We start from the raw sequence: 14982 nt of genomic DNA, 5'->3' as shown, positions 1-14982 counted from the left end.
GCATACCATCACTCCGTGCATCCGAACCACCCCGGACGCGCGCGCATGGCACAGTACGACGACGAGGCAACAGTCATTGGGGAGCAGGCTCATGGGCGGCACGCGCTTCGCCGGGCGCACACGGTTCGTCACCCGCCACGCGGGCGCCCTGGAATGGGCCCGGCGCCTGGGAGTGGATGCCGAGGTCGTCGCGCATCTCGATCCGGCCGACCTGCAGGCCGGAGACGTGGTGATGGGCACCCTCCCCATCCAGCTCGCCGCCGAGGTGTGTCGGCGCGGCGGCCGCTACTTCCACCTGGTCATCGACCTCCCGGCGGACCTGCGCGGCGTAAGCCTGACGGCCGACGACATGCAGCGCCTCGGCGCCAGCCTCCAGGAATACCGGGTCGAATACCTCGGTGCCGCCGCCAAGCCGGAAACCGAGCCGGACGCTGGCTGAAGGCTGCCGGCCGAAATCCTTGCGCCCTGCCTGGATCGCGGTTCGGCCGAGCAGGCCGGGCAGGTTTGCCTGCCCTTCCACCGTTTTCATCAGCGGGCATCGGCCGGCAGCGCTTGCTCCACTGGCACCAGGACGGCGTGTCTCAACCCGCTTCCATCAGCGGGACTCCGGCCAGCCTACCCTCTGCAACCCATTGCAACGCATGACATTCTGTGCCGCGTTAACCCATTGCAACGCATGACATTCTGTGCCGCGTTTCCACGCGGCGAGGCTCAATCCGGCCAACGACCTGTTCCCATGCTCCGGTCCATTGTACGGAAAAGGTGATTTCATTTCTTATTTCAATCGCCTAACTACATTTCCACGGGGTTAGGGCACCAAGTCCATCGAGTTCACGACGCAGGATGCCCACCCCAGAATCCTGCAGACGGTCGATGCGCGGGTCAAGCCGGCCGGACCAATCGCCCCGCCGGCGATCGGTTCAACCCTGGATCTTCGCGTCGTACAGGATCACGCGGCCGACCTCGGGGCTGCCGTGGGTCTCGACGTAGCCGAAGGCGCACGGGCTGTTGAGGGTCACCACGGTGGCGGCTGCGCTGTACACCTTGGTGCCGCCGGTGATGTCGACGCACACCTTGCTCGCCGGCACGCCGGCGGCGGCGATCCCTTGCATGATGGCCCGCCTGACCGCGTCTTCGACGGCATTGTAGTCCCATAGCGCCACCGGATCGCCCGCCGCCGCGATCCGGCAGCCCGGCCGCATCAGCCCGTCGGCCAGCCGCTTGAAGCGCTCGAACAGCGGTTCCGCCTCGGGCGACAGGATGACGACGACGCAGGACAGGGCGGAGCGATGATGGGCCAGCATGCGCAGGGTCTGTTGCCACGGCCACAGTGCGAAGGCGTTGCCGGCATCCGGATCGCAGATTTCGGCGAGCAGCCGCTGGCGTGCGTCGTCGGGAACCGCCGCACCCGGATCGCCGGCCTGCAGCGCAGCGAGCTTCGCCTCCGCCGCCGCCAGCCGGTCCGGCAATCCGTCGGCGCCGGATCGCAGCGGCGAGAGCGTGGTGACGACGACCGGCAGGGACGGCACGCCCCGATCGCGCTGGATGCGCGCGCGGGACCGCAGGAACGCATCGCGTCGCTGCACGACGCCCCAGGCGAACAGCACGAACAGCAGCGACAGCACGACCGCCGCCAGCAGCTTGCCCATGGCCGTCGAGAAGAACCCGACGAGCGCGCAAATGAAGCCGGCACACCCACCCGCCGGTTGCGAAGCACGGACCCAGAGGTCGATGGCTTCCTGCAACTGGTCGGCGGCCACTGACAGGCTGAGTCCGCCCAGGGCCGCGAACACGCCGGCCCACAAGCGCCGCCAGTTGCGCCCGGTCTGCAGAGCCCCGGAGTCGTCATCCAGCATCGCACCGCCCCTCGCCGTCCAACCGAGATCCAGTCACCACATATTCGGCGAGGAATCTACTATTCAGTGTGCGAGCAGCGCGGCATTCGACCTGGCTGCACCGGCTTCTCGCTCAACTTCCTTTCCGCGGGGCACGCATCGATCCGCTTCCTTCAGCGGCAGCACGGTCGACCCCACCCTGCCGTCCAGGCGTGGGAGTGCGGTCTCAATCCGCTTCCTTCAGCGGCAGCACGGTCGACCGTCCTGCTGGCGTCCTACGACGACCCGATGAAGTCTCAATCCGCTTCCTTCAGCGGCAGCACGGTCGACGCCCTGTCGGAGTACCGTCTGCCGAAGCACGCGTCTCAATCCGCTTCCTTCAGCGGCAGCACGGTCGACCGCAGTTGGCGTAATCCGTGCCTTCATCGAGGCAGTCTCAATCCGCTTCCTTCAGCGGCAGCACGGTCGACAATTTCCTTCAGCGGCAGCACGGTCGACCGTGACTACCTGCGCCCTCGTCATCCGCAAGGACGTCTCAATCCGCTTCCTTCAGCGGCAGCACGGTCGACCCGTCCTATTTCTTCTGGGAGGCGATCCCGGAGGACGTCTCAATCCGCTTCCTTCAGCGGCAGCACGGTCGACATGCTACGCTCCTGACGGAAACAACCCCGAGTCTCAATCCGCTTCCTTCAGCGGCAGCACGGTCGACGCACGACATTAACGTCGGGGGGATTTTCTTCCTGGGTCTCAATCCGCTTCCTTCAGCGGCAGCACGGTCGACAGGTCGGCAATGCCGCCATCGCCCAGCAGGTGCTGTCTCAATCCGCTTCCTTCAGCGGCAGCACGGTCGACGAGAACGTGCACATGGCTTATTCAAACGACGTCTCAATCCGCTTCCTTCAGCGGCAGCACGGTCGACCCGATCCCGAGGGCCGCCCGCTATACCCCGCTGAGTCTCAATCCGCTTCCTTCAGCGGCAGCACGGTCGACACACCCTCTGCAACCCATTGTTCCACATGACATCAATGAGCCGGTTTCCACTCGGTGAGAACATGCTTGGTCACTGCGCAAGCTCCCTACCTCCCACCGGTAGTCACGAACCGTCATTTCCCTTAGCATGCTCAACATATTAGCGTCGTTTCCACGGGGTGAACCGGCCAATGCCGCGGATTCCACCGCCCTGGGATACGCCCGAGAGCCTGCCGGTGCCGGGCTCGCAGGTCAATCTGTTCGAGACGGCGACACGACTCGAGACCCTTGAACGCGCCTGGCGGAAGGTCGCGGACAATGCCGGGTGTGCCGGCAGCGACGGGGTCACCGTGGAACGTTTCGGCGAGCGGGCCGGACAACGATTGCTCGGGCTCATGCGCCGCCTGCGCGACGGCAGCTACGAACCGCTCGAGCTGCGGTTGTTCGATATTCCCAAGCCCGACGGCAGCCAGCGCCGCCTGGCGGTGCCGGCGGTCGTCGACCGGATCGCCCAGACGGCGGTGACGCAGACGCTGACGCCGATCGTCGAGCCCGAACTCGACGATGCCAGCTATGCCTACCGACCGGGACGGTCGGTGAAGCAGGCCGTCCAGGCGATCGCCCGGTACCGGCAGGACGGCTTCACCCATGTCGTGGAAGGCGACATCGAGCGCTACTTCGACCGGGTGCCGCACGCCACATTGCTGGAGAAACTGGAAATCCTGCTGTCCGGCCATCGCGGCGGCGACTTGCTGCTCGACTTGATCGCCCTGTGGCTCGAGGCGTCCGGGCATGACCTCGATACACCCGGTATCGGCATCCCCCAGGGCTCGCCGCTGTCGCCGCTGCTGTCCAACCTGTATCTTGACAGCGTCGACGAAGCCTTCGCCGAAGGACGGCGCGCGCTCCGGCTGGTGCGCTACGGCGACGACTTCGTGATTCTGTGCCGGCGCGAGCAGGCCGCCGAAACCGCCCTCGCGAACATGCGGACCCTGCTCGCGGAACACGGCCTGTCGCTGCATCCGGACAAGACCAGCATCGTCGATTTCAACCGCGGCTTCCGCTTCCTCGGCCATCTGTTCGTGCGGTCGATGGTCCTCCAGTCGGTGGAGCAGGAGGTCGCCGGGCCCGGCGACGAAGCCGGTCAGATCATGCGCTGGATTGCCGGGGAAGATGCATCGGCCGCGGAAGCCGAAGCGGCTGCGGAGCGCGACCGCGCCGCGGGCCTGGACGCCGGCCTGCGCATCCTCTACCTGCTGGAGCCCGGCCGCATCCTCGCGACCCGGCAGACGGCGTTCACCGTCGAAGAACCCGACAGTGCCGGCGCGTCACGGGAACTGCTGGCGGTGCCGGCCCAGCGCATCGACCGGATCGAGGTCGGTCCCGCCTGTGCACTGGAGCCGGAGGCACTGCGGCTCGCCCTGCTCACCGGTACGGTGATTCACCACGTGAACGGCCAGGGTGCGACGGTCGGCATCACAGCGCCCGCCTTGAGCGATCACGCCGGGCTGCACATCGCCCAGGCGCGGACCACGCTCGACCCCGAACGGCGGACCGATCTGGCTCGGCGATTGGTCGACGGCCGCTTGCGCAACCAGCGCGCCGTGCTGCACCGGCTCAACCGCCGAGCCGACGATCGCTCGCTGCTGCAACCGCTGAAGCAGTTGAACGGATTGATCCGCAAACTACCGACAGCCGGCGACGTGCCGGCGTTGCTCGGCCATGAAGGTGCTGCGGGCGCGCTGTACTGGCCGGCCCTCGGCGGTCTCGTCAAGCCGACCTGGGCCTGTCCGGAGAAGCCATTGCGGCGCCTGCGCCGGCCGTGCCCCGACCCGGCGAACGTGGTGCTCAACTACCTGGCCTGGCTGCTGGCCCGCGACGTCGAGGCCCTGGCACTGCGTCACGGCCTGCATCCCGGATTCGGGGCGCTGCACAGCGCCCGGGACGGCGGCGATGCCTGCGTCTACGACCTCATGGAGATCTTCCGCGCACCGCTGGCGGAGGGGCTCGCGGTCTACCTGTTCAACAACCGGATTCTCAACGAGGCGATGTTCGCGCGCACCGAGGACGGCATCCGCCTTGCCCGCCCGGGCCATGCCGCCATCATCGGCGGCTACCAGAAGCGGCTCACCGACGTGGTCGTCAGTCCGCGCAGCGGACATCGGCTGACCTGGCGGCGCATGATCGAGGAAGACATCGTCGCCTATGGCCGGCACTGCCGCGGCGACGCCGACTGGCTGCCGTACCGCATGGACTACTGACGATGGCCGGCGTCGAGATGCTGACAATCTTCACCTACGACATCACCGACGACCGCCGGCGCAGGCGTGCCGCCAGGATTCTCGAGGGCACCCTGGTCCGCGTGCAGGAGAGCGTGTTCGAAGGGCGTCTCACGCGCTCCGGGGCGCGGCAACTGATCGGTGCGGTCGAAGCCGCGCTCGATCGAGACGACTCCCTGCGGGTCTATGCCGTGGCGGCCGACGGTCTGGACCGGTGCCATCAGCGCGGCGGCGCACCGATCATGACCGATGAAGACTATTGGCTGCTCTGACCGGGACCAGGGGATGTGCATTGAGTGAACGAAGCGCCCTGGAGCAACGGCTGTCGGCACCGGGTCACCGCAGGTCGCCGCAGGACCTGGCGGCCGCGTGGTTCATGGGCCAGGTGCGCCTGACCGTGGCCGGCTTTACCGCCGACGTGCCGCTCGCCCGGTTGGCCGGCCGGGTCCGCGGCGCGCTCGGAGCGGTCCTGCGTCTGGCGGCCTCTCCGGAAGCAGTGGCGGGCACCGCCTGCCCGTGGCAGCCGCCCTGCGCGCTCGACGTCCTGTACCGCAGCCAGGGCAACATCACGCCGGGCCTGGAGATCCCCAAGCCCTATGTCCTCGCCCTGTCGCGCGAGGCGGAGTTCCTGCACGTCGATCTCGGCCTGGTCGGTTTCGCAAGCGAGTGGATGGAGGACGCGGCGGCAGCCCTGACCCTGGCATGGCGGCACCACCTGCCCGACGCGCGCGGCAGCCAGATCGTCGATCGCAGGCTCGGCAGCACCGAGACGGTCGCCGTGCCGCGCGGCGTACATCGTGCGGTACTGGCGTTTGAGACCCCGGTCGAGCTGCGGTTTCGCGAGGGCCCGCCGAGCGATGCCGGCGCCGCGGTGGGCAGCCTGCTCGCCAGCCTCGGCAACCGTGTGAGCGGCCTCGCCCGCTGGCAGGACGCCACGGTCGACGCCGATTGGCCGCGGCTCAAGGAAGCCGCCAGGGGAATTGCGGCGCACGTCGTCTCGAACGACCGGGAGCACTGGGACCGGCACTCGAACCGGCAAAGGCGCTGGATCCCCATGCAGGGCGAGCGACCGACCCTGGTCCTGGAGGGCGACCTCGAACCGTTCCTGCCGTGGCTCGCCATCGGTGCCGCCGTTCACGTCGGCAGCCACGCCGCCCTCGGGATGGGCCGCTACCGGCTGCTGCTGCCGACATAAGGCGAGGCCGTTCAATCCGCTTCCTTTAGCGGGACCGGCAACAACTGCCAAGAGCATCACCATCCTGGTGGGTGTGCCGTCTCAATCCGTTTCCTTCAGCGGGACCGGCAACAACGGCCGCCGTGCTGGCGCACATGCAGACCAGTGCGTCTCAATCCGCTTCCTTCAGCGGGACCGGCAACAACCGGCGGAGAAGGAGACCGACCATGCCGACTGACGAGATGTCTCAATCCGCTTCCTTCAGCGGGGCCGGCAACAACCCAGAGGCAAATTGATCCGGCGAAGGCGACATGTCTCAATCCGCTTCCTTCAGCGGGACCGGCAACAACAATGCCGACCAGTACTTCCTGGCTGTCTATCGCGTCTCAATCCGCTTCCTTCAGCGGGACCGGCAACAACTCCGTCGAGTTCGTCTACGACAGCGTCGACAGGTCTCAATCCGCTTCCTTCAGCGGGACCGGCAACAACTTCGAAGTTGCTCAGCGCCACCATCGTCGCGTCTCAATCCGCTTCCTTCAGCGGGACCGGCAACAACGGGACCCCGATCACGCCTCGCAGCGTCTTGTTGAGTCTCAATCCGCTTCCTTCAGCGGGACCGGCAACAACACTTCTTGTGAACTCCCAGTATAAACTCAAACGTCTCAATCCGCTTCCTTCAGCGGGACCGGCAACAACTCAAAATTTGTGAGGGGGTCTGCTACGGCCCGTCTCAATCCGCTTCCTTCAGCGGGACCGGCAACAACCGCCATCGCCATCGCCGTCTCGGCGCCGGCTCGTCTCAATCCGCTTCCTTCAGCGGGACCGGCAACAACCCATCCTCTACAATGCTTTGCTGCATCATGCAAAATTCCGCCTCATTCCACATGGTGAGCCAATTCGACGGATCACCTGCGCGTCCTTCCTCTCGGTGCCAGCCAACTTCGGTTGTTTCGATCAACAATTTCAGGATCCTGCTACCGTTTCCACGGGGTCGAGCGTCCAATTGTCACCGCGGAATACGTCAAACAGGATATCTTGAGCCTGCCGCCGGCCCTTATCCGCGTCAATCATGCCGGGCTTTCTGCCAAACAGATCAGCCCGCAACTGAACTGCGCCGCAGATCCCGGAGCCGGATCAGCATCGTCAGGGTCCGTTCGAGCTTGCGGTCGAGATGGACCTCGTAGCGCCCGAGCCGCTCCAGCTTGTACGGGTCGAGCGCCTCGCCGTACGCCTGCTCGCGGATCAGGGATCGGTTCGCGATCTCCTGTCGGCGGTTCGCGAACCACGGCAGGACTTCGTCGTCCAGGAACCGGGCCAGGCTCTCGGCGTCATGCCTGGCGGGCTCCTCTCCCTCGACCAACTCGTCGGTATCCCGGCCAAGCTGGTCCTCCCACCATTCCCGTGTGTCGTCCCGCATTTCGGTGAGCCCCGCCTCGTATGCGTCGTTCCGGCGGGACCTGAGCAGCTTCAGGGCGCGTTGCGTCATGCGCTCGTCGTCCTGGAGGTCGGCCAGCTCCGCATCAGTGTCGGCAGGCGTTGCCCGGACGGCTTCGGCAACTCCCTCGGACTGCCCCTCGTTGTTGAGGTGCGTCAGCGCGGCGCTGGTCGTCTCGCTCTGCCGCCCGAGGCTCTTCGCCAGCCCGTGCCGGTAGGCCGCCCCTTCGGCCATGCGCAGGCGGCGCTTGCGCCACAGGATGCCGGCCAGTTCCTCGACCAGGTGTTCCTCGGTCGGTCCTTCCGGCACGTGCTCGGCGACGAGTGCCGACAGGAGGGTGCGGTACTCGCCCGCATCCTCCCACGGCAGAACCGTGTAGCGGGACAGGATGCCGTGCCGCACGGCGTTGAAGCGGGTCAGGGCGGTGCCGTCGTTCGCCGTGGCGGGAGTCGTGTCGATGTCGGTCATGACCAGAAACTCCTGTTGCGTGACGGTCTGCCGCGGTTGCGCTTCGGCTCTTGGAGTCGCGCCAGCAGTCGGGCGGCATGAAACTCGAACGCCTCGTTGGCTTGGCTCTCAGCCTGGACGGCAGCGTCGACGAGACGGTCGTAGGTGCGTTGCCACATGCCCTTGGGGCGCTGTGCGAAAACTCCATCCATGCCCGCCTTGCCTCCGAGACGCGTGCGGATCGTGTTGGCTTTCCGGAGTGCCCGGTCCCATTCGCTTTCGCTCTGGCTGGCGTAGGCCAGGCGGTAGCAGTGCCGGCACAGGAAGTACCGACCGGCCCCTTGCAGCTTGGCGACGCGCCGGCCGCAAATGGTGCCGTTCACGACACCGGGGCAGATGAAATACGGTCGGGTACCGCCGTAGCGGCAGGGTACGCGGACGATCTGGACGGGCTGCTCGACGTCCTGCCAGTCGGCGCCGGGGGCACGCACGCGGTAGGACAGGTGAAGCCGGTTCGCCTCTTCGGTGCGCATCCCGATCCAGGCGATCCGCTCGCCGTAGCGGGTCCATTGCCAGGCGCCTTGCCACCCGGGCACGAGGCACCCGTCGCGGTGCAGCCGGTTCACGTCGATCGACCGGCTGTGCTCGACCTTGTCCCGCCCGAAGCCGGCGGTGCGTCCGGATCCGAAACCGCCCATCACAGGCCTCCGGTTTTCCCGAAATCTTCTGGGAAGTTGGCGTTTTCATGCGTTTTGGTTGGCACAGTCACGCCCATGGTTGCCAGGAACGCCCGCGCCCGCTGCCGCCGGTCGTCGTGCCAGTCACGCCAGCACTCGGGGTGCAGCCAGGTGTGCCCGTACCCTTCAGCCCCGAACGGGACCACCGCGACGCTCTCCCGGTCGGGCCTGCCGCACCCCGCGCAGCGGTCGGGATCGGAAATTGCGGGATGCCGGTTGAGCCATTCGACCACGCAACATTCGTACGCACAGGCCTCGGCTTCACCAATGGAGCGCCGGCCGGGCGATTGAGCGGCACGAGCGCGCTCGGCGAAGAACGCCTGCCAGTCCCCGGCCGTCCTTCCTCCGTTCGCCGCGAGCAGGTCGAGGATCTCGAACTTGTGCCGCCTGATCGCCTCCAGCACCGCCGCGGGCGGCTCTCGATCAGCCTCAAGGATCAGGTCGTCCCCCTCGGCCTCGACACGGATGCCGGTGGCCTGCACCAGGCGCATGACGTCCGCGGCACTCATACCCGAGCCTTCCACTGCTGACGGCCAGGGTCGTGCAGTTCGGATTTTTCGCCGGTCCCCGATGGCATAGGGGTCATAGGGGGCATCGGACCTTCCGCATCGGTCTGCGGAGCCTCATCCGCCCTATGCCCCCTATGGTCCCTATGCCTTTGCTGCTCGCCCGTCATTTTGAGTGCGTAGGTAGCGACGCCCCATTTGCCGGCGGCCGGTTGCCGCGTGAGGACGAACCCGGACATGCGCGTTCCGGCGAGTTTCTCGAGCAGTGACGACACGTACTGGCGGTCCCGACCCTGCGGATTGACGATCCGGGTTAATTCGTCGCCCAGGTCACGGGCCGGCATCGGTCGGTCGCGGTAACTGTCCCACCAGGCGCTGAAGAACTCGCCAATCGCCTGCCGCCGCCCGTCCCGCTCCTTCGCCTCGCTGACCCGTTCCGCTGGGTCGCAGCAGCCCAAGGCCAGCAGAGGATCGCGAACCCAGGGGCACCATTGCGGAAAGCTTCCGAGGGTGCGGCCCTTGGGTAGGTCGCGAGCAAGACGCCCCCAACGCCAGATCGTCAGCAGCGCGGCGAGCAGTTCGGGTCGTCGTGCCGTTACCTCTGCCTGGATATCGTTCGGGAATGCCCGGGCTTCCGGGTTCTCGGTTCTCGGATCGAGCTCAATGGCAATGAAGCGGCGGGCGAGGTCCTCGGCCACGCTCAGGCCATTGCCGGTCAGGATCACCAGCGCCGACGCGTTCAACTGGACCATCTGCGACCGCCCCAGTACCCGGACCCGGGCAGGACGTTCCGTGATCGCGCTCGCCAGCAGGTCCGACTTGAACGCCTTGTTGTTCAGGTTGTCGAGGAACAGCACCGGGCTGCCCTCCATCAGCTCGGCCGATATGCGCTTCTCCAGTTCCTCCGCGGTCGACCCACTGGTAACCGCATGCGGTTCCCGCCCAAAGGCGATGATCGACATGCAGCGGGCCAGAAGCCCCTTGCCGGCGCCGGCACCGGACATTGGCGCAGCGTGGATCAGTATCGCCGGCGCCAGATGCAGGCTCGGCCGGCACACAGCGGTCAGAAGACCGGCAATGAACCCGCTCTCGTCCTGCCCCGGCGGCACGCTCGTGTCCACGAACTCGATTCCGGTTGCCTCGTCTCGCACCGTGCTGGCATCGGCGAAGCAGAAGGTCTTGAAGGTCTCGCGGATCAGGCGCAGTGCCGCGGTCGCATCGCCAAGTGTCGGGCGATCCGGAACCAGCCCAGCCAGCGCCGGTACGTTCTCGCGCCACAGGCCCGAACCGCGGTCGTAACCCTCGTCGCAGTGGATCGTGCCGTCGTTCTCCAGCACCGGCGCCGAGGCAATGCCGTTCAACGGCGGCAGGCGCCAATCGCCGCGCCAGTCCAGGTACATGACGGCGAGCGAGCGGGGCAGCCGGGCGTTCTTCTCGACAACCGTCCCGTCCCTCAGTTCCTTCAATGCGAACGGTCGACAGACCTCATGCGCGATCCGTACCAGGGAATCCGCTGTGATTACCCGGGCAACAGCAGCTCCCTGAAGCTGATCGAACGCGAGACGGACAGGCACGCCGCGATCGTATAGTCCCCCGGCACTCGACAGGATGTCCCGGAGTGCCGCAACCGTCCGGTCGGGATCGCAGTGCTCGATGAGGATCCGGGGCTTGCCAGCGTCCAGCGGCTCTGTCACCGGATCCTCGATCTCGGCCGCGGCGTCGATCGCGGCGGCGACCCGGTTCACGGCGGCGCCGGTCACGCTGCACCGCCAGTGCTGGCGTCGGCGCAGCCCATGAGAAGGTCGTTGAAGTCGCAGCCCCTCGGCGGACGGGCGATGCGGACCTTGCGGCCTTCCCGCTTCCAGCGTCGGGCGCAATCCAGTGCAGCAGCCTCCCCGGGTTCGTCGCCGTCGGCCAGGACGATGACGTCCCGAATGCTATCCGGCAGGTCGAGGGCGCGCAGTCCGGATGTCGATAGCGCCGCCCATGCGACGTTGCCGGTGGCCTGCATGGCGGCGAGGCAGGTCTCGATGCCCTCGCCGACCATCAGCGGTTCGCGGAGCTCAGCGAGGCGCACAGCGCCGCCGCGACACGGTCCGAGCATCATCTTCGGTGGATCGACGGGCGCCTTGCCTGAGCCGTCACGGGCCAGGAACGTGCGATGGATGGCGAGCGGCGCATCATCGGTCCCGCGCGTCACCAGAGCGACCATCGCCGGCCAGATACTTCCGGAGAGATGCTTGAGCCCAGGATGGAACCGAATTCGGGCGGTCGGCGGGATACGCAAGCCGCGCGATGCCAGATAGGCCGCGACCGGGGATCCATCCAGCGGCATCGCCGCCTCCCAGATCGACAGGGCAGCCTTCGCGCGAGCCGCGTCGTATTGGATCGTCTGCTGTCGATCAGCCAACGCACTTCGCGGACACGGAGCCGATCGTCCTTGGCGTCCCGGCCAGAGTTCACGCGACCGGAGCTGTTCGATCACGCGCACCTGATCGCAGCCAGCATGGCAGTGGACCAACAGGTTGCCATCATCCTCTCTGATCGAAAGGCTGGGCGTTCGGTCTTCATGCGCGGGGCACCGGGCAATCCACCCGCACCCGGCCTTGCGACCACCGAGGGCAGCCGCGAGCGACGCGGCGTCCATCAGGCAACATCCCTTTCGATCTCGTGTGACGCGATCCAGGCCTTGAGCGCGTCGACCCGGATCAGGCGCCGCTTGCCGATTTTCAGGCTGGGCAAGCTTCCACTGCCCATTGCCGCATAGAGCGTCGTGCGTCCGATGCCCACCATGGCGGCTGCATCTTCTACCGAAACCGCGACGCGTTCAGGTGTCGTGTCCTGGTGTCTGATCATGCGTCCGTCTCCGTTCTGCTGCGCGCCAGATGGCACGCTCGTTGACGAACGGATGGTCACCGGGATGGGACGCTCGAAACAGCAGCAGGTTTATGGCGGTTTGTAGCGCTCTGCGATCGTTGATGAACAGGACAACCGAGCTGAACAGCCCATCGAGAGCGACCCTCGACAACCGCAGACCCTCCCTGGGCCGGTTGCTGCGCCTCACGCCGTTGGCGGGCGACAGCGACGCGGCGGCACTCACCTGGTTCGCCACAGCGGTCGCGGAGGGTGCCGAGCGCAGCCGCCAGGGCCCACGACGTGTCAGCCTGTAGCTCGAATTGCTGGAACGCCGGGTCCGCGCGATCGGCGGCCGCAACCGCCAACGCTCGGACCTGCTCGCCATTTCCTTCCGCAATCCCGTGATCGCCGCGGGGCGCCTGGCCGGGCTCGCCGTCGAGGGCGAGACCGCGCCGCCCTCTCCTTCTGCGACTTCATGATCAAGCACTCCATCTTCACCGGACGGGTGCCTATCCGTGAGGGACCGACGGGGAGCAGGTCACTATAACGAGTGCTTCAATGGCACGCTCCGCCACGAAGTGTTGAACGCTGAGTGGTTCTCGACCACTGGCCAAGCCCAAGCCGCCATCAACATCTGGCTGAAGCAGTACCGCCAAGTCCGGCCACACCAAGCCCTGAACATGCGGCCACACGTCCCAGAAGCCCTATTAGAGAAACCGCAGATCACTGGCCCAAACCAAGAGGGCTCGACATTCGAATCCTGCCGGGGACGCCATCTCAACCCTGTCCGGCCCGGAGCCTCGAGGCCGGGCTTCAGCCGAACCAGATACGCACGATCTCGTGCGCCGCGTTGACCTCGATGTTCACGCGATCGGGCCGGAAATCCATGGTCAGGGCGTCGCCAGTCCGATAGTGGCGCGACCGCCGGCCAATCAGTTCACTGATCTGCGTCGGTTGCTGCCCGACGGCGGTCATGCGCGACAGGAAGCCCTGCAGCAGTTCGGCGACGCTGGCGTCGTCATTGGCGGCGCTGATCGCCCGGCGCAGCGGCAGCGGGACGTCCGGATCTCCGGCAACCGCGACTGGGTCCGGCCAGATCCAGAGCTGGAAGCCGTTCTGCCCGACAATCCCGTGAAACAGAATGTCGACGCCGTCGTCGGTGATGCGGTAGGCGTTCACCGACCCGTTGGGGCCACCGCAAACCGACGGGAACATGAGCGGCAGGATCCGCTTCTCCGCCTCCAGGACATTGTTCGCGCCGATCAGGCCCTCCAGCTCGGTACGCATCTCCTCGAGGGTCACCTCCTGACCCATGCCGCACTGCCGCGTCCCGTCTTCCTTGTAGACCCAGGTCATCATCCCCTCCCTGTCGATCACCGCGACCGCCGGTCCATCCGCGCTGCCGCATTAAACCGTTTGAACCCATGCACTTCGACGGAAGACCTCAGATCGCTTGTCAGATTCCGCCTGCAGTGTCCGAATTTCGCGTCATCAGCAACCTCTGGCCGCACATTTGCCGGGTGTCTTGCATTTTATTTTAGAATTTTCTACCATGTCTATTATAAATAAATCTATGATAATTTTTGCGGGTAATAGCAGAGCCAGTTCAAATGGTTATTGGTTAAGGCCAAGGGGGGAGGCGGACGATGAGACGGAACAATTGCCGCTGGATCGCCGCGTCGGTTGTATTTGCCGCGGGCATGACGTCCGCAGGCGTGGCAACGGCTCAGCAGTACGACATCCGCGCGATGGGGCGGGAGTGCACGCAGAAGATCGGCGTCATCGAGCCGTTTAACTGTCTCGACGGTGAGCTCATTCCGATCACGGTCAACGATCAGCCGGTGAATTCGGGCGACCCGAGCCCGACCGTTTGCGACCGCCCGAGCTTCCTGTCACCGGCCTACTGCAAGCCGTTCGCACGGGTCGGCCGGTTGCCCAGCCTGGGGCCGAATGGCAACCCGGACAGCGATGTCCAGGCCATGTTCATCTGCCGGCGTTACAACGACGTGTCCGACCCGAACGACCCGGCATTCTGGGACGTGGCCATCATCCAGCACCGCAAGTCGACCGGCGACACGTGCTTCTTCCAGCATCTTGGGCCTTACACCGATTCCACCCGGGTCCCGCCGCCCAGCGAGTCGGCGTCGCAGACTCCGCCGGGCAAGCCCACGGCCGAGAGCTTCTGGCTGACGCCGCAGGAGAGCGCGAACATCAACTGCAACAGTTGCCACGACGCCGGGCCGTTCATCCATTCGCCGCATATCGACCAGGTGAAGGTGCCAGGGAATCCGGACAAGACGATCGTGTTCCCGTTCCCGAGCGTTCGTGACAACGAGCCGAACAACTATCGCTTTGTCGGTGCGCCATTTCAGGCCTGGGGCATCCCGGAGATGATCAAACCACTGGGCAACCGCTGCGCCGAATGCCACGTGTTCGGTGTGCACGCGTCGAGCGACAGCTACACGAAATACTCGGTGGGCCGGTCAGACCCCACCAGGATCACCCCACGCTACACCGAATACCCGAGGAGCCACTGGATGCCCCCGGACCAGGCCGCGCAGATGCCGGAGGCGATCTTCGAGCGCCTCTATGGGGCGGCGGTCGACCAGATTCTTGCTTGTGGATCACGGGGCACCATGGCATCGGCGCCGGACTGCAACCGCCAGCCCTTCGGCCCACCATGACGCCGATAACCGACTGACGACCCGGCCAGGACATCGGCGCCGCGGCGTCGCCTGTCCGGC

Annotated in this window: 15 protein-coding genes and 2 CRISPR repeat arrays; of the genes, 7 read left to right on the top strand and 8 right to left on the bottom strand. The window is 66.2% G+C overall.

Features of this window, described 5'->3' with window-relative positions; translation table 11 throughout:
- Nucleotides 1-91: 91 nt before the first annotated feature.
- On the top strand, nucleotides 92-439 hold the full coding sequence (gene csx16, locus RIC31_RS24090; protein ID WP_350114182.1) for a CRISPR-associated protein Csx16: 348 nt from the start codon (nucleotides 92-94) through the stop codon (nucleotides 437-439).
- A gap of 481 nt (nucleotides 440-920) precedes the next feature.
- Here the strand turns inward: csx16 and RIC31_RS24085 are convergent, their stop codons facing one another.
- Nucleotides 921-1856 (bottom strand): hypothetical protein, encoded by a 936-nt coding sequence (locus RIC31_RS24085; protein ID WP_350114179.1) that lies wholly within the window; start codon nucleotides 1854-1856, stop codon nucleotides 921-923.
- A gap of 135 nt (nucleotides 1857-1991) precedes the next feature.
- Nucleotides 1992-2825: a CRISPR direct-repeat array (repeat unit 37 nt; unit sequence GTCTCAATCCGCTTCCTTCAGCGGCAGCACGGTCGAC).
- A 170-nt stretch (nucleotides 2826-2995) separates the two neighbouring features.
- Here RIC31_RS24085 and cas1 point away from each other — a divergent pair.
- Genes cas1 through cas6 form a run of 3 tightly spaced genes read left to right on the top strand, consistent with a single transcriptional unit; the run spans nucleotide 2996 to nucleotide 6278 of the window.
- Entirely contained in the window at nucleotides 2996-5065 is a 2070-nt protein-coding gene (gene cas1, locus RIC31_RS24080; RefSeq protein WP_350114176.1) for a CRISPR-associated endonuclease Cas1, read from the top strand.
- A gap of 2 nt (nucleotides 5066-5067) precedes the next feature.
- A complete protein-coding gene (gene cas2 / locus RIC31_RS24075; protein WP_350114173.1) occupies nucleotides 5068-5355 on the top strand; it encodes a CRISPR-associated endonuclease Cas2 in 288 nt (95 codons plus the stop codon).
- Nucleotides 5356-5375: 20 nt separating this feature from the next.
- On the top strand, nucleotides 5376-6278 hold the full coding sequence (gene cas6, locus RIC31_RS24070) for a CRISPR system precrRNA processing endoribonuclease RAMP protein Cas6 (RefSeq protein ID WP_350114170.1): 903 nt from the start codon (nucleotides 5376-5378) through the stop codon (nucleotides 6276-6278).
- An 8-nt stretch (nucleotides 6279-6286) separates the two neighbouring features.
- A CRISPR array of direct repeats spans nucleotides 6287-7090; the repeat unit is 37 nt; unit sequence GTCTCAATCCGCTTCCTTCAGCGGGACCGGCAACAAC.
- A 260-nt stretch (nucleotides 7091-7350) separates the two neighbouring features.
- Here cas6 and RIC31_RS24065 read toward each other — a convergent pair.
- Genes RIC31_RS24065 through RIC31_RS24040 form a run of 6 tightly spaced genes read right to left on the bottom strand, consistent with a single transcriptional unit; the run spans nucleotide 7351 to nucleotide 12238 of the window.
- Nucleotides 7351-8160 (bottom strand): hypothetical protein, encoded by an 810-nt coding sequence (locus tag RIC31_RS24065; protein ID WP_350114167.1) that lies wholly within the window; start codon nucleotides 8158-8160, stop codon nucleotides 7351-7353.
- Entirely contained in the window at nucleotides 8157-8837 is a 681-nt protein-coding gene (locus RIC31_RS24060; protein ID WP_350114164.1) for a hypothetical protein, read from the bottom strand. Before RIC31_RS24060 ends, RIC31_RS24065 begins: the two co-directional genes overlap by 4 nt.
- Nucleotides 8837-9385: a hypothetical protein gene (locus RIC31_RS24055; protein WP_350114162.1), complete on the bottom strand. Its 549-nt coding sequence runs from the start codon at nucleotides 9383-9385 to the stop codon at nucleotides 8837-8839. The genes RIC31_RS24060 and RIC31_RS24055 overlap by 1 nt, the downstream gene beginning before the upstream one ends.
- On the bottom strand, nucleotides 9382-11142 hold the full coding sequence (locus tag RIC31_RS24050) for a hypothetical protein (RefSeq protein ID WP_350114159.1): 1761 nt from the start codon (nucleotides 11140-11142) through the stop codon (nucleotides 9382-9384). Before RIC31_RS24050 ends, RIC31_RS24055 begins: the two co-directional genes overlap by 4 nt.
- Complete coding sequence (locus RIC31_RS24045) at nucleotides 11139-12029, bottom strand: DUF7146 domain-containing protein (RefSeq protein WP_350114156.1); 891 nt, start codon at nucleotides 12027-12029, stop codon at nucleotides 11139-11141. Before RIC31_RS24045 ends, RIC31_RS24050 begins: the two co-directional genes overlap by 4 nt.
- Nucleotides 12029-12238: a helix-turn-helix domain-containing protein gene (locus RIC31_RS24040; RefSeq protein WP_350114153.1), complete on the bottom strand. Its 210-nt coding sequence runs from the start codon at nucleotides 12236-12238 to the stop codon at nucleotides 12029-12031. The genes RIC31_RS24045 and RIC31_RS24040 overlap by 1 nt, the downstream gene beginning before the upstream one ends.
- Nucleotides 12239-12360: 122 nt before the next feature.
- Between RIC31_RS24040 and RIC31_RS24035 the strand changes: the two genes are divergently transcribed.
- Both RIC31_RS24035 and RIC31_RS24030 read left to right on the top strand, forming a co-directional pair.
- Nucleotides 12361-12552, top strand: coding sequence for a hypothetical protein (locus RIC31_RS24035; RefSeq protein ID WP_350114150.1), 192 nt, complete (start codon nucleotides 12361-12363; stop codon nucleotides 12550-12552).
- A 201-nt stretch (nucleotides 12553-12753) separates the two neighbouring features.
- Nucleotides 12754-13092, top strand: coding sequence for an integrase core domain-containing protein (locus RIC31_RS24030; RefSeq protein WP_350114147.1), 339 nt, complete (start codon nucleotides 12754-12756; stop codon nucleotides 13090-13092).
- On the opposite strand, the gene RIC31_RS24025 is transcribed toward RIC31_RS24030, so the two are convergent.
- Nucleotides 13052-13594 carry an I78 family peptidase inhibitor gene (locus tag RIC31_RS24025; protein WP_350114144.1) on the bottom strand — a complete coding sequence of 181 codons (543 nt, stop codon included), beginning with the start codon at nucleotides 13592-13594 and terminating at the stop codon, nucleotides 13052-13054. The two genes, RIC31_RS24030 and RIC31_RS24025, sit on opposite strands and share 41 nt — an antisense overlap.
- Before the next feature lie 290 nt (nucleotides 13595-13884).
- On the opposite strand from RIC31_RS24025, the gene RIC31_RS24020 reads away from it, so the two are divergent.
- The gene (locus tag RIC31_RS24020) at nucleotides 13885-14922 is read left to right on the top strand and encodes a hypothetical protein (RefSeq protein WP_350114141.1); all 1038 of its coding nucleotides are present in this window, start codon (nucleotides 13885-13887) and stop codon (nucleotides 14920-14922) included.
- Nucleotides 14923-14982 lie beyond the last annotated feature (60 nt).

Source organism: Thalassobaculum sp., assembly GCF_040219615.1.
Taxonomy (GTDB): Bacteria; Pseudomonadota; Alphaproteobacteria; order Thalassobaculales; family Thalassobaculaceae; genus Thalassobaculum_A.
The sequence above is the reverse complement of the archived record's forward strand: the minus strand, read 5'-3'. Positions and strand labels throughout refer to the sequence as shown.